General features: G+C 69.5%; 11 protein-coding genes. 5 read left to right on the top strand and 6 right to left on the bottom strand.

The genetic code is table 11. The annotated features are described in order from the left end of the window. Window positions 1-31: 31 nt before the first annotated feature. The 5 genes from F9C12_RS30435 to F9C12_RS30455 form a co-directional block, all read right to left on the bottom strand. Window positions 32-1,063: an ABC transporter ATP-binding protein gene (locus F9C12_RS30435; RefSeq protein WP_409185192.1), complete on the bottom strand. Its 1,032-nt coding sequence runs from the start codon at window positions 1,061-1,063 to the stop codon at window positions 32-34. Continuing rightward, window positions 1,060-2,157: an ABC transporter ATP-binding protein gene (locus F9C12_RS30440; RefSeq protein WP_409185193.1), complete on the bottom strand. Its 1,098-nt coding sequence runs from the start codon at window positions 2,155-2,157 to the stop codon at window positions 1,060-1,062. Before F9C12_RS30440 ends, F9C12_RS30435 begins: the two co-directional genes overlap by 4 nt. Continuing rightward, complete coding sequence (locus F9C12_RS30445) at window positions 2,154-3,113, bottom strand: ABC transporter permease (RefSeq protein WP_409185194.1); 960 nt, start codon at window positions 3,111-3,113, stop codon at window positions 2,154-2,156. The genes F9C12_RS30440 and F9C12_RS30445 overlap by 4 nt, the downstream gene beginning before the upstream one ends. After that, window positions 3,106-4,086 carry an ABC transporter permease gene (locus F9C12_RS30450; protein WP_409185195.1) on the bottom strand — a complete coding sequence of 327 codons (981 nt, stop codon included), beginning with the start codon at window positions 4,084-4,086 and terminating at the stop codon, window positions 3,106-3,108. Before F9C12_RS30450 ends, F9C12_RS30445 begins: the two co-directional genes overlap by 8 nt. Before the next feature lie 187 nt (window positions 4,087-4,273). Continuing rightward, the gene (locus tag F9C12_RS30455; RefSeq protein WP_409462651.1) at window positions 4,274-6,016 is read right to left on the bottom strand and encodes an ABC transporter family substrate-binding protein; all 1,743 of its coding nucleotides are present in this window, start codon (window positions 6,014-6,016) and stop codon (window positions 4,274-4,276) included. A 658-nt stretch (window positions 6,017-6,674) separates the two neighbouring features. Between F9C12_RS30455 and mshB the strand changes: the two genes are divergently transcribed. Genes mshB through F9C12_RS30470 form a run of 3 tightly spaced genes read left to right on the top strand, consistent with a single transcriptional unit; the run spans window position 6,675 to window position 8,684 of the window. Beyond that, window positions 6,675-7,502, top strand: a complete 828-nt coding sequence (gene mshB / locus F9C12_RS30460) for an N-acetyl-1-D-myo-inositol-2-amino-2-deoxy-alpha-D-glucopyranoside deacetylase (protein ID WP_409462652.1) — start codon at window positions 6,675-6,677, stop codon at window positions 7,500-7,502. Continuing rightward, complete coding sequence (locus tag F9C12_RS30465; RefSeq protein ID WP_409185198.1) at window positions 7,499-7,900, top strand: hypothetical protein; 402 nt, start codon at window positions 7,499-7,501, stop codon at window positions 7,898-7,900. The genes mshB and F9C12_RS30465 overlap by 4 nt, the downstream gene beginning before the upstream one ends. Beyond that, a complete protein-coding gene (locus tag F9C12_RS30470) occupies window positions 7,893-8,684 on the top strand; it encodes a hypothetical protein (protein ID WP_409185199.1) in 792 nt (263 codons plus the stop codon). The genes F9C12_RS30465 and F9C12_RS30470 overlap by 8 nt, the downstream gene beginning before the upstream one ends. A gap of 169 nt (window positions 8,685-8,853) precedes the next feature. On the opposite strand, the gene F9C12_RS30475 is transcribed toward F9C12_RS30470, so the two are convergent. Continuing rightward, window positions 8,854-9,612 carry a site-2 protease family protein gene (locus F9C12_RS30475; protein ID WP_409186897.1) on the bottom strand — a complete coding sequence of 253 codons (759 nt, stop codon included), beginning with the start codon at window positions 9,610-9,612 and terminating at the stop codon, window positions 8,854-8,856. A gap of 223 nt (window positions 9,613-9,835) precedes the next feature. Between F9C12_RS30475 and F9C12_RS30480 the strand changes: the two genes are divergently transcribed. Continuing rightward, window positions 9,836-10,159 carry a WhiB family transcriptional regulator gene (locus F9C12_RS30480; RefSeq protein WP_037355639.1) on the top strand — a complete coding sequence of 108 codons (324 nt, stop codon included), beginning with the start codon at window positions 9,836-9,838 and terminating at the stop codon, window positions 10,157-10,159. Window positions 10,160-10,610: 451 nt separating this feature from the next. Then, complete coding sequence (locus F9C12_RS30485) at window positions 10,611-13,910, top strand: glycosyltransferase (protein WP_409462653.1); 3,300 nt, start codon at window positions 10,611-10,613, stop codon at window positions 13,908-13,910. The last annotated feature ends 53 nt before the right edge of the window (window positions 13,911-13,963 follow it).

Consider the following 13,963-nt stretch of genomic DNA (forward strand, 5'->3'; position numbering starts at 1 on the left):
AACAAGTGCGAGGCCCCTTTTCGTTGCCGCGTCAGATCAACTGCAGACTCTCCGCGAAGTGGCACGCCACCGGATGCGCCTGCCCGCGGTCGATCAAGGCGGGTTCCTCCGTCTTGCACTTCTCGCGTCCGGCGTCGTCCAGCTGGTTGGCGAACTTCGGGCACCGGGTGCGGAACCGGCAGCCCGACGGCGGATTGGCCGGGCTGGGCACGTCACCGGTGATCACGATCCGCTGCCGCGTCCGCTCCTTGCGCGGGTCCGGCACCGGGATCGCCGAGATCAGGGCCTGCGTGTACGGGTGCGCCGGGTTCTCGAACAGCTCCTCCGACGGCGCGGTCTCCACGATCTTGCCGAGGTACATCACCGCGATCCGGTCCGCCACGTGCCGCACCACGGAAAGGTCGTGCGACACGAAAAGGTACGACAGCCCGAGTTCCGCCTGCAGATCCTTCAGCAGGTTCAGCACGCCCGCCTGGATCGAGACGTCCAGCGCGGACACCGGCTCGTCCAGCACCAGCACCTTCGGCTTCAGCGCGAGCGCGCGGGCGATGCCGATGCGCTGGCGCTGCCCGCCGGAGAACTCGTGCGGGAACCGGTTGCCGTGCTCCGGGCGCAGGCCGACGGTCTTCATCAGGTCGCGGACCTGCTGTTTGCCGCCGTTCTCGTACAGGCCGTGGATGCGCAGCGGTTCGGCGATGATCTCGTTCACCGGCAGCCGGGGGTCGACCGAGGCGTACGGGTCCTGGAACACGATCTGCATGCTGCGCCGCAGCCGCTGCAGTTCGCGCTTGCCCATCGTCGCGAGGTCTTTGCCCTCGTAGGTGACCTTGCCGCCGGTGAGCGGCTGCAGCGCCAGCGCCACCCGGGCGGTGGTCGACTTGCCGCAGCCGGATTCGCCGACCAGCGCGAGCGTCTCGTGCGGGTAGATGTCGAACGACACGTCCGACACCGCCTGCACCGCCCCCGAAACGCGGCGCAGGATGCCGCCGCCGCGGATCGGGAAGTGCTTGACCAGGTTCTGCGCGGAGAGGACGGGTGCCTGTCCCGCCGTGGCCTCGCTCATCGGTTCGTCTCCGTGTCGGTCGCGATGGCGTCCACGGCGACCGGGACGGCTGCCGCGTCGGCCGAGGTGGCGCTGAACAGCTCGGCCGGGTCCTTCCCGACGACCTGCTCGGTGAAGTGACAGGCCGCGTGCTGCCCGTTCGGGCCGGCGACGAGCGCGGGCTCCTCCTCGTCGCAAATCGGCTGCGACAGCGGGCAGCGCGGGCTGAACGGGCAGCCCGGCGGCATGTTCTGGGTGGCGGGCGGCGAACCGGTGATCGGCGTGAGCCGGTCGGTCTTGACGTCCAGCCGCGGCAGGCTGCCGAGCAGGCCCAGCGTGTAGGGCATCCGCGGGTGGTAGAAGATGTCGTCGACCGTGCCGGACTCGACGACCTTGCCCGCGTACATCACGTGCACCCGGTCCGCCTGGCCGGCGATCACGCCGAGGTCGTGGGTGATCAGCACCATCGCCGCGCCGGTTTCCTTCTGCGCGGCCTGCAGCGCCTCGAGGATCTGCGCCTGCACCGTCACGTCGAGCGCGGTGGTCGGCTCGTCCGCGATGATCACGTCCGGGTTGTTGGCCATCGCGATCGCGATCACCACGCGTTGGCGCATGCCGCCGGACAGCTGGTGCGGGTACTCGTCCGCGCGCTGCTTCGGATTCGGGATGCGGACCAGGTCGAGCAGTTCGACCGCCTGCTTCTTCGCGACGTCCTTGCGCACGTCGTGGTGCGCGGTGATCGCCTCGGCGATCTGGTCGCCCACGGTGTACACCGGGTTCAGCGAGGTCATCGGGTCCTGGAAGACCATCGCGATGCCCTTGCCGCGGACCTTGTTCAGTTCCTTCTCGTTCGATTTCAGCAGGTCCTGCCCGCCGAACCGGATCGAGCCGGACACCTTCGCGGTCTTCGGGAGCAGGCCCATCACCGCGAGCGAGGTCACCGATTTGCCGGAGCCGGATTCGCCGACGATGCCGAGCACCTCGCCGCGGCGAAGCTGGTAGTTCACGCCGCGCACGGCGCTGACCACGCCCTCGCTGGTCGGGAACTGCACGGTCAGGTCCTCAACGACGAGGACGGGATCGCCGCCGCGTCCTTGCGAGCCGTTCTGGGTCATGCGCGCACCTTCGTCTGCTGGGGGTCGAACGCGTCCCGCAGGCCGTCCCCGATGAAGTTGATCGTCAGTGCGATCAGGATGATGAAAATGCCCGGGAAGTAGAACAGCCACGGCCGCGTGTCGATCGCGGTCTGCGCGCTGCTCACCAGCAGCCCGAGCGAGGTGTCCGGCGGCTGTACGCCGAAGCCGAGGAACGACAGCGCCGTCTCGAGCAGAATGGCGATCGACACCAGGATCGTCAGGTTGACGATGATCGCGCCGAGCGCGTTGGGCACCAGGTGCCGGAAGATGATCCGGCTGTCGCTCGCGCCGAGCGCCTTCGACGCCTCGACGAACTCCTTCTCGCGCAAGGAAAGCACGACGCCGCGCGCCACCCGGGAGACATACGCCCAGTAGAGGCCGCCGATGACGACCGCGATCAGCCACCACGTGCCGCCGGACTGGTGGCCGAGCACCGCGGCCACCGCGAGCAGCGGCAGCGTGAGCACGAGGTCGGCGATGCGCATGAAGACCGTGTCGAGCCAGCCGCGGTAGTAACCGGCGACCGCGCCCCAGATGGTGCCCACGACGGTCGCGAAGATCGCGACGAGGATCGAGATCTGCAGCGAGATCTGCGTCCCGCGCATCACCTGCGCCAGCGTGTCGTGGCCGACCGCGTCGGTGCCGAACGGGTGGTCGCCCGAGGGCGGGGCCGAGTTCTGGTCGGTGATGGCTCCCGCGTCGTACTTCCAGATCGCCGCGCCCACGTAGGCGAACAGGATGATCAGCACGAACACGACGAGGCTGATCATCGCGAGCCGGTGCTGCAGGAACCGCCGGAACACCAGCTGCGCCTGGCTGCGCTCCTTGACCGTGAACTCGCGTTCCGGCGCGCCCTTCGGGGTCTGCGGGTCGTCCGGAGCGAACCGAGCGCCGCCCAGGGTGGTGGGCGGAGTGGGGATTGCGTCGTTAGGCATAGCGGATCCTCGGGTCGAGCAGGCCGTAGAGCAGGTCGGCGATCAGGTTGAGCAGGATGATGAACGTCGCCGCGATGAGCAGCCACGCCTCCACCGCGTACACGTCGCTGCGCTTGATCGCGTCCAGCAGGAAAGCGCCCGCACCCTGCCATTGGAACACGGTTTCGGTGACGACGGCGCCGCCGAGGATCGAGCCGATGTCGAGCGCGGTCACCGTGGTCAGCGGGATCAGCGCGTTGCGCAGCGCGTGCTTGCGCGTCACCGTCCAGCGCGGCAGGCCCTTGGCCCTCGCGAGGCGGACGTAATCGCTGTTGAGCACCTCGAGCATGGACGCGCGCTGGTAGCGGCTCCAGGCCGCGTAACTGGTCAGCGCGAGCGAGATCGTCGGCAGGATCAGGTGGCCGAGCACGTCGCCGAACTGGGCCCAGAACCCGCCCGCGGCGACCACCGAGGAGGAACCGATGGTGTAGAACACCTGGTCGCCCACCGACTCGTTGATCCCGATGCCGACCTGCTTCAGCACCAGCGCGAACCAGAACGACGGCATCGACAGGAAGAGGAAGCCGAAGAAGGTCGCGGTGTAGTCGAACTTGGAGTACTGCCGCGACGCGCTGATCACGCCGATCAGCACGGCGAGGATCAGCGCCACCACCATGGCGAGCACGATGAGCCGCAGCGTCACGCCGAACCGGCCGAACACCTCGCTGCCGATGTTCATGGTGGACTGGACCGAGGGGCCGAAATCACCGTGCAGCACGCCGGTGATCCAGTGCCAGTACCGCTCGAGAATCGGCTGGTCGAGGTGCAGCCGGATGCGTTCGAGTTCGATGGTGCGAGGGGGCGGCGGCGGGTTTCTCGCGATCAGCGGGGTCAACGGGTTGGCCGAGAGCGACACCATCACGAAGACGACGAACGTCGACACGATGAGGATCGGCACCGAAACGAATAGCCGGCGCAGTGCGAAGGCAAGCATGGAGGTCTTCCTGCTCTGGACGGTGTTCTGCCGGCGCCCGCCGCTCGTGGTGGCAGGGCCTTGGCGGCGTAACGGGGCAATCGTGGTGTTCGGGAACTAAAAGGGCAATTGTTCGCGGATACGGTGAAGGGCCGGCTTTGCGGCCGGCCCTTCACCGGTGCTCCTGCGGGAATCTACCGGTCGTTGATCACTTCCGGATGCCCCACTCCGCCATGTTGTACACCGGCGCGTCGAGCGTCGAGTTGTTGCGGATGTTCGCGATCTTGTCCGACGAGGCGATGAAGGTCGGCTTCTGGTACAGCGGAAGCACGTACGCGTCCTCGGACATGATCTTGTCGGCCTGGTTGAGCAGGTCCGCCGCCTTGGTCTGGTCGTTCTCGGCGTTGGCCTGCTCCATCAGGTCGTCGACCTGCTTGCTGCTGTACTTGCCGTAGTTGCTGCCCTGGCCGGTGCCCCACAGCTGCTTCGCGCCGCCGAACGGGAACGGCGAGGAGACCCAGGCGAAGACGATGACGTCGTAGTCGCCGCTGGTGGTGGTCTGGCCGAGGTCGTCGGTGGACTGGACCTTCACCTTGATGCCCAGCTGGGCCGCGGTCTGCGCGAACAGCTCGCACTCGTTCTGCCGGATCTGGTTGCCGACGGTGTAGCGGATGCGCAGTTCGGGGATCGGCTTGCCGCTCGGGTCGGACAGCTGGTTGTTGGCCAGCTTGTAGCCCGCGTCGGTCAGCATCTTCTTGGCCTTCTCGATGTCACCGGAACCCTGGCCGGTCGCGCTCACCACGTCCTTGTAGCCCTGCTGCTGCGGCATGAAGTTGTGGTTGTTGAGCGGCTCGACCTTGTTGGTGAACTGGCCGACGGTCTTGGCGATCATGTCCTTGCGGTTGACTGCGGTGAACAGTGCCTGGCGCAGCGTCTTGTCGGCCAGCGCCGGGCTCTTGAGGTTGAAGTCGAAGTGCTCCCAGGTCAGGCCGAGGCCGATGTAGGAGGAGATGTTCGGCATGTTCTTGACCTGGTTGATCAGGTCGACCTGCGGCTGCGGGTAGATGACCTGCACCTCGTTGTTCTGCAGTGCGGTCGGCTCCTGCGTCGCGTCGGTGATGATGCGGAAGATGACGCTGTTCAGCCGCGGCTTCTCGCCCCAGTACTTCTCGTTCGGGACCTCGGTGATCGACTGGTTGTTGACGAACTTCGAGATCTTCCAGGGGCCGCCGGTCCAGGTCGGGACGGTCGTGCCGAACCACTTGTACGACGACGCGAGGCCGGCCGGGGTGTTGGTGTCCCCGTGCTGCTTGGCCAGGTGCGCCGGGTACATCGCGCCGGACGAGCCCCAGAGCTTCTTCCAGTCGGTGAACGGCTTGGCGAGGGTGGCGGTCACCGTCTTGCCGCCGTCCGAGCCGACCACGGAGGTCAGCTGGTCGTAGCCGGAGGTGTCGGCCGGGGAGCAGTCCGGGCAGTCCTTGCCGTTCTGCACCTTCCAGTTGTAGATGAAGTCGTCGGCCGACAGCGGAGTGCCGTCGGACCAGACCGCCTTCGGGTTGATCTTGTAGACGATCGTCGTCGGGTTCGTCAGCTCGGCGGACTCGACGAAGTCCTTGTTCAGGACCGGCTTGAGGTCCGGCGTCGCGTAGAAGGTGTAGGGCAGGATGCCCTTGGTGACCATGCCGGTTTCGAAGACGTTGCCCTCGGCCGAGGTCACGTTCCAGTTCGGCACGTTCTTCTCGATCGCGAAGGTGACGTCGCCGCCCTGCTGGAGCTGATCGGCCTGCGCCGAGTTGCAGGTGTTCGGGTTCTTGTCGCAGTCGGCGAATGCCTGCCCGGTCTGCACCGCGCTGTTGCCGCCCCCGCCACCACCGCATGCGGAGAGCAGAAGGGCCGCGCCCGCGACGAACGCGCCCAGCTTCGCGGCGCGCGACCTAGTCGTCACTAACATTCATTCTCCTTGCTCGACGCCGTCGCGGGTTTGCGAGGCGACTCTTCCTGACGCGCAAGCACCGATCGGTATCGCGTTGCTCACCGTAGCCGTGAAACTTAGGCATTGGACAGACGCCAAACCTATCGATCCGGACACTCTCAGTGAGATCGTTGCGGAACAGATATCTCGTGCCCCCTGGTTGCGCCGTGATTTCCGCACTTGATCGACTACGGTCAGTAGTTGATCACGGGAACTCCCGACCGGTTCGGGTGGCAATTCGGCCCAGCGGGCCAACCGGCCCGGCGGACAATAACCGCCCCGTTCCGTATGCGGTACCCCAGCTAATGGAGCAGTCCCGCGGTCGCGACGAACCCGAAGTGACAAGAAATTGGTCCGATCTCGTGAAGCGAAACAATGCGCCCGCCGCCGGGCACGGGCGAAAACGCCCGGGCGGCGGCGGGTGCTCGGTGGGTGTTCCGAGCATCTTGCGTCCTCGTCCGCGCATTCCGAACCGCGGAACGTTCCGCGGAAGGGAACGCCCACGAGCCGGGACGCTGGTCCGACGTCGTGGGATGCGAATGCATTTTCCCGTGCACGGCGCGGTTTCCCGGTTCCGGAACGCCGCGCCGGGGGTCGGCGTCCCGGGCGCGGACTGGGTGGTCATTAATCTGAGGGCGTGAAGCGGAAGCTGCTGCTGGTCCACGCGCACCCGGACGACGAAAGCATCGCCACCGGCGGAATCATCGCCCGGTACGCGGCCGAGGGCGCCGAGGTGTGCGTGGTGACCTGCACGCTCGGCGAAGAGGGCGAGATCGTCCCGCCGCGGCTGGCCCAGCTCGTGGCGGCGGAGGCCGACCAGCTCGGCGGGTACCGGTCCGGGGAGATGGCCGCCGCGGCCGCCGAGCTCGGCCTGTCCCGGCACGAGTACCTCGGCGGCATCGGCCGCTGGCGCGATTCGGGCATGGCGGGCACGCCGTCGGCCGAGCACCCGCGGGCGTTCACCGGCGGTTCGGCGCAGGAGCAGGCCGCGCAGCTGCGCGAACTCATCGACGATTTCGCGCCGCAGGTCGTCGTCACCTATGACTCCTTCGGCGGCTACGGCCATCCCGACCACATCCGCGCGCACGAGATCACCATGGCGGCGGCTCCGGACGCCCCCTCGGTCCGGCGGGTCTTCCACGTGGTCCAGTCCGAGGCCGCGCTCGCCGTCGGGCTCGCCGAACTGCGTGCGGACGGGACATCACCGTTCCGGGTGGCCGCCGATGGCGAGCTTCCGTCCACTCCGGACGGCACAATCACCACCGTGGTCGACATCTCCGCGCACCGGCAGGCGAAGCTGGCGGCGCTGCGCGCGCACGAAACCCAGCTGACCGTGGTCGACGGCGCGGTGCCGCACTTCGCGCTGACCAACAGCATCGCGCAGCCGATCCCGTCCGCCGAGTACTTCGTGCTCGCCCACGGCGACGCCGCCGGCGCCGAGACCGATCTCTTCGGAGGGTGGTGACCGTGTCCGCCCCGCTCACTCGCGACCAGCGGCTGATGCTGGTGCTGCTGGCGGTCGACGCGGTCGTGCTGGCGCTGCTCGAACTGTTCTTCCTCCCGCTGCGGCTCGGTCCGCTCGGCGAGGTGCCGCTGCCGGTCACCGCGGTGGTCGGAGCGGTCACCACGCCGTGGCTCGTGCTGACCGCGGGGAAGCTCGTGCGGCCCGGTTTGTCGTTCGTGCCGTTGCTGGTGTGGGTACTCGTCGTGTTCGGGGTCGGCCTGTTCGGTCCGGGCGGCGACGTCGTGCTGGTCCAGGACTGGCGCGCGCTGCTTCTGCTCGGCGCGAGCGCGCTGCCCGCCGCACTGGTCCTCGGCGGCGGGCTCGGCCGGGCCGCGGCGAAGGGAGGTGTCCGTGTCTGAGGCCATTTCGGACCGTCAGGTCGTGGCGATTCTGCGACCGTTCGTGCGTGCGTGCGCGCCGGTGATCGACGCGCTGCGCGAGGCCGACCCGTTCGGTATGCAAGCGCGGGCCCGCCGCGGCGAGGACGAATTCGCCGACGCCGGGCTCAAGAAGAAAATGCTCCATGCGCTGTCCACGGTGAAGCTGCCGGGCACCGCGGGCTGGGCGGCGATGGACATCGACCAGCGCGCGAGCTGGTGGGTCAACCGCGTCGGCAGGCTCACCTCGCTGCTGACCTCGATTCCCGGACTCGGCGGAGCGCTCGCCGACCGGCTGCCGGTGCAGGACACCCTCGGCGCGGCGTCGCAGGGACTGGTGCTGTGCGCGATCGCCGGGGAGTACGGCGTGACCGACGTGGGCAGCCGCGTCCGGCTGATCGCCTCGGTGCTGTTCCAGCGCGAGATCGACGCCGACCTCGCGGCGGGAGCCAGCCACGACAAATCCGCGAAGTCCGCGGAGGACAGCGAGACCGCGCGGCTCACCGAGGAACTCGACGAATCTCACCGCAAACACGGCAAGGTCACCGCGAAAGCCGTCGCGAGCACGCTCTGGCACCTCGGCAAGTCGCTGTGGGGGATCACCGGCGAACTCGAGAAGCGCCCGCGCGGCCGATGGATCCACCGGGTGCTCGGAATGCTGCCGGTGGTCGGCGCGGCGGGCGACTACCTCGGCGAGCGCTCCGGGCTCAAAAAGGTCTGGAAGCGCGCGCACGCGTGGCTCATGGCCCACCGGGAGTGGGCCTGAGCCCGCGGAGGGTGTTGGGGAACCTGGTGTTCGGTGCGGTGTGCTCTCGCGCTGTGAACCACGGCGTATCGGGTCCGCGCGCCTCGCTGACGGCCCCGTCGAAACCGAAGCCGCCCGCCGCTTAGCCCAAGATCACCACGACGAACCGCCCAGGTTCCACCACACCCGCTCAGTGCCAGAAGAGGAACGCCGCTTGCCCGATGTAGGCAGCGCCCGCGTTGCCGCCGAGCGGTTCGTAGATGGCTCCGGCGATCCTCCAGAGCAGATCCGACACCGGCCGGAAAAGGAAGAACAGCGCGAACAGCACCAGCGGGGCCCACGGCCGCACCCGCGCGCCGAACGCCCGCGCCTGCGGCGAGAGATACGGCTCCAGCGCGCCCCAGCCGTCCAGCCCCGGCACCGGCAAGATGTTGATCAGGAACGTCATGATCTGCAGCAGCGCGAGGTACGACATCGCGTAGAAGAGGCCGGCCGCCATCGGGATCAGCATCGTCGCCAGGCACAGCGCGGCGCCGACGGCGAGGTTGCTGAGCGGGCCGGCCAGCGACGTCCACGACGCCGTCGCGCGGTTGCGCAGCGCGCCGCGGTTGATCCACACCGCGCCGCCGGGCAGTGGGATGCCGCCGATCAGCAAGAAGATCAGCGGGAGGACGAAGGACAGGACGGGGTCGGCGTAGCGCCGGACGTCCAGCGAGAGGTACCCCTTGTGAGCGATCTCGTGATCACCGCCGCGGAAGGCGACGAAGGCGTGCCCGAACTCGTGGAGCGTCAGCGACGTCATCCAGCCGCCCGCGACGAGGAGCACGACGCCGGCGATGAACATCGGGTCGCGGGAACCGAGAAGAGTCGTGGAATCACCGTATGCAGCCAGGAAACCACCGGCGACGGCGACGGCGAGGATGCCGAGGAAGATCGGGCTCGGACGCACTGCTGATCTCTGCACCCCACCAGTCTTCCGTATGCCCGGTGTGAAGTCTTCGGCGTGTCCCCTTGCGCACCGGGGCGCGGAGATCCCCCGAACTCGCTACTCGGCTTGACCTGGCCGCACTACACAGGTGTAATCACAGTGATGTCATTCGCTGTCGGAGGGGGCAGCGGGTGTCGTTTCACCACCGCCAGCCTGGGGAGTGCGTAGGAGCGAGGAGGCGGACGTGCGGTTGGAAGCGGACAACAGGGAATGGGGGCACGTCGTGGGTTGGGGAGAGAACCCGGAGCAGCAGCTCGGGGATCTGACCGACCTTTTCGACGTCCCCGAGGAGCAGGACTGGCAGGAGCGCGCCCTGTGCGCGCAGACCGACCCGGAGGCGTTCTTCCCCGAGAAGGGCGGCTCGACCCGCGAGGCCAAGCGGATTTGCCTTGGCTGCGAGGTCAAGGACGACTGTCTCGAGTATGCGCTGGCGCACGACGAGCGCTTCGGCATCTGGGGCGGACTGTCCGAACGGGAACGTCGCAAGCTGAAGAAACGGGCTGTCTGAACGGGTTTCGGTTCCCCCGGTCCACGCGGGCCGGGGGCGAGCCTCGCCGCCGGTCCGGCGGCGACGCGAGCGGTGCGGCCGGTGCGCCGCGGCGGGATGGGAGTCCTCGCCGAGGTGGCGCCGGGCACGTTCGCCGGATCCGCGCGGTCTGATCCGGCGGAGCCGGGAGGGTAAAACTGCCGTCGCGGCGGCCGGAAAAACCGCTGCTGTGCCGCGGTTCTCTTTGTGATCTTCGTCTTCCGCTCACGAGATCCCCGGTGTGCCGCGGATCTCTCGCTCGGGGTGCCGTTCCCGCGTGAGCGCGCCGGTTCGCGCCCGCGCGGGATTTCTCTTGTGCTCGGTTGGTCCACGCGGTGGGATCCGCCGGACGCACGGCGTGGGCCGGTGTCCGCGCGTCGGCGCACGCCGTAGGGTGACCGCACCCGTCGTCCCGTCCGAGCAGGAGCCGTTCTTGTCTCGCACCGTCGTTCCGCCCGCTGTGCGGACGTTGCCCGTTCTGGCCATTGTGGTCTGTCACGACGGCGAAGAATGGCTGCCGCTGGCGCTTTCCGCGTTGCGGCGCAGCACAGTCCGCCCGCGGCACGTGCTCGCCGTGGACACCGGATCGACAGACCGTACCCCGAAACTGCTCGCCGACGCAGCGCAGCCGGGCGCGGCCGCCGAGGAGCCCGTGCTGTCTTCAGTTGTCACTCTGCCGAGTGAAACCGGGTTCGCGGAGGCGGTCGCCGCGGCCGTCGCGCACGCGGTGGAGCGGTGGGGCGACCCGGGAACGTGGCTGTGGATCCTGCACGACGACTGCGCCCCCGAACCCGGCTGTCTCGGCCAGCTCCTCCGCGCGGCGGAGGAAAACCCTTCGGCGAAGGTGCTCGGTCCGCTCGGCACGGACTGGACCGATCCGCGGCTGATCGTCGAAGCGGGGCTGTCCACCGACGCCTCCGGGCACCGCCAGCAGATGGCCGCGCCGGACGGCGAACCCAGCGAGGTGCTCGCCGTGCCGAGCGCCGGATCGTTGGTGCGGCGGGAACTCTGGGACGCCCTCGGCGGCTACGACGAGGACTTCCCGTTGCTGCGCGAGGATCTCGACTTCGGCTGGCGCGCCAACGCGGCCGGCTCGCTCGTGCTGTCGGTGCCCGCGGCGCGCGTCCGGCACGCTCGCGCCCTGTCCACCGGGCAGCGCACCCCGGACGCGGCCGGGCGTCCGCTCGCCGCGCTCAACCGTTCGCACGGCGTACGCGTCTTTCTCGTCAACTGCTCGACCCCGTCGTTCTGGTTCGGGCTCGTCCGGCTGCCGATCCTGCTGCTGTTGCGCGCGATCGTGTTCTTCGTGCTGCGGCGCACCACCGAGGCCGGCGCGGAACTGGCCGCGCTCGGATACCTGTGCGGGGGCAAGGGAAATCTCCGCGCGGCCCGGGCGTGGCGCCGCGGCCAGCCGCGGCCGGGCACTGTCCGCGGGCTCTTCACGAGCCGGATCATGCGGCTGCGCAACGCGATCAGCGCCGGGGTGGTTGGCCTGGTCCGGCGCGGGGTACAGAGCGAGGTAGCACTCGGGACGGTGCCGGAAAGCGTCGAGCAGGAGTCGGCGTGGATTCCGCCCGAGGCGCTCGCCGCGTCCGGGGCACGGCCGGTTGGGCCGGACGCCCTGCCCGCCGGTGCGCTGCGCGGGTTGAGCACTCGCGGCCGGGGGCTGCGCCGGCCGGGCACGGTTGTCGCGGTCACGCTTCCGGAAGCGCCAGTGTCCGAAGAGGACACTGAACCGGTCGAGGAGACCGCCTCCTATCCGTCGCCGTCGCCCCGTCCGCAACCGGCCCCGCCGGAACCGGATCTGGTGTTCGTGGAGGTCAACCGGCGCCGCGTGCTCGCCGCGACCGTCTTCGCGCCGCCGGTGGTGCTGGTCGTTCTGCTCACCGCGCTGGCGTTGGTGCTCAACCGCGGGCGGCTCGGTCTCGACCTGTGGGGCGGCCAGCTGCTGCCGGTCGGCGGGCTGGGCGAGATCTGGTCGACGTACCTGTCGCCGTGGCATTCGGTCGCCGGAGGCACCGGTGCGCCCGCTCCCGCGACGCTCCCGGTGCTCGGGACGCTCGGCGCGCTCTTCGCTCCGATCGGCGGCCCGGCCGCGCTCGTGGCGATCCTGCTCATCGGCGACATCCCGCTCGCCGCGCTGAGCGCGTACGTGGCCACTCGCAAGCTCGCCGTGCGCCGCTGGGTGCGCGCTGCGGTGGCCGCGACGTACGCGTTGCTGCCTGCCGCGACGGCGTCGGTCGCGCAAGGGCGGCTGGACGTGGTTGTGGTGCATCTCGTGCTGCCGCTTGTGGTCGCGGGCATCGTCCGGTTGCTGACCCGGCCGGGGACGCGGTGGCTGCACGTCTCGGCGTTGTCCGCGTTCGGGGTCGCGTTGCTGGGGGCGTTTTCGCCGCTCGCGCACGGGCTCGCGCTGGTGGGTCTGCTGGTCGGGTTCGTGGTGCTGCCCGCGCCGTCCGGCCTGGCTCGGCGGGTGGCGTCGGTCGGGATCGTGGTGCTGTTGCCGCTGGTGCTGTTGCTGCCGTGGCCGACTGTGCTGCTGCGGCATCCGGAACTGCTGCTGCAGGGTCTCGGCGGTCCGGCCGCGCCGGCGTCGGCTACCGATCTCGCCGGGCTGACGCCGGGCGGGCCGGGGGCGTGGCCGACCGGGGTGGTGGTGCTCGCAGCGACACTCGTGGCGCTCGTGGTCCGGCCGCGGAAGCAGGTCGTCGGCGGGCTGTCGTTGGCGGTGCTGGGACTGGTCGGCGTGGTGATGGTCCGGCAGGTGCAGTTGACGCCGATGCAGGGCGGGGCCCCTGCGTCGGGGTATGCCGGGGTGCCGTTGCTGGTCGTCGGGGCTGGGCTGTTGTGGGCGGTGCTGGCTACTTGGCAGCAGGGTGGTTCGGCGGTGCCGGTCGCTTGGCTGCCGAAGGTGTTGGCGGTGGCTGGGGTCGTGGTGGTGGCCGCGCTGGCCGCGGGGGCGGTCGCGACCGGGTCCGAGGGGCCGTTGACGGCGGCGGCACGGCCGCAGCTCGCGCCTGAGGTGGCGGCGGATGTCGCTGCTACGGGACGGTCTGTGCTGGACGTCAGCGCTGGGCAGGTGCGGCAGACCGGAGGGCGGCTGGCGCTCTTCGGGGATGACGAGCTCGCGCCGGTCAAGGGAACGCCGGAGCGGTTGGCTGACTGGCGGCGCGGGCTCGGGCAAGGGGATGTCGCGGCGCTGAAGCGGGTGTTCGCGGCGGCTGCGGCTGCCGGGGTGCAGTACGTGGTGTTGCCTTTGGGGACGGACGCGCGGGCTTTTGCCGCGGCGGCCAGTGATCTTGCTGCGGTGGCCGCGCCGATGTCGGACGGGCGGCCGGTGTTGCGGTTGCTGCCCAAATCCGGGGAGGTGGCGTTGATTTCGCCGGAACTGGCCAAGCAGGCGGTGACCGGCGGGGGAGCGCCGGGGACCAATCCGGGGGTTTCGCCGGTGGCCGCGCGGTTGCCGGAGGTCCGGGTCCGGGCTTCGGAGGGGCCGACCGGGCGGTTGCTGGTGCTGGCGGCCGAGCAGGAGGCCGGGTGGCAGGCCAGTGTCGGGGGGAAGGCGGTGCCGATCGTGCCTGCTTGGGGGCATCAGGTGGCGGTGTCGGTGCCTGCGCAGCCTTCGGAGGTGTCGGTGGTTTTTCCTGGGACTGAGCGAGGGTTGCTGCTGCTGGTGCAGTTGGCGGCGGTGTTGTTTACCGCGTTGACGGCGATTCCGTCTCGGAGGCGGTAGGGGCGGCTCGTCGCCTGGCGGCGACATTGCGCTCGGGTGCGCGCCCCCCACCC

This window comes from Amycolatopsis sp. GA6-003, from assembly GCF_046267895.1.
Taxonomy (GTDB): Bacteria; Actinomycetota; Actinomycetes; order Mycobacteriales; family Pseudonocardiaceae; genus Amycolatopsis.

Excerpts from the sequence above, each read along its gene's own strand:
- F9C12_RS30445 (WP_409185194.1), bottom strand. The coding sequence starts at position 3,113 with ATGCCTAACGACGCAATCCCCACTCCGCCCACCACCCTGGGCGGCGCT.
- F9C12_RS30440 (WP_409185193.1), bottom strand. The coding sequence starts at position 2,157 with ATGACCCAGAACGGCTCGCAAGGACGCGGCGGCGATCCCGTCCTCGTC.
- F9C12_RS30455 (WP_409462651.1), bottom strand. The coding sequence starts at position 6,016 with ATGTTAGTGACGACTAGGTCGCGCGCCGCGAAGCTGGGCGCGTTCGTC.
- F9C12_RS30450 (WP_409185195.1), bottom strand. The coding sequence starts at position 4,086 with ATGCTTGCCTTCGCACTGCGCCGGCTATTCGTTTCGGTGCCGATCCTC.
- F9C12_RS30435 (WP_409185192.1), bottom strand. The coding sequence starts at position 1,063 with ATGAGCGAGGCCACGGCGGGACAGGCACCCGTCCTCTCCGCGCAGAAC.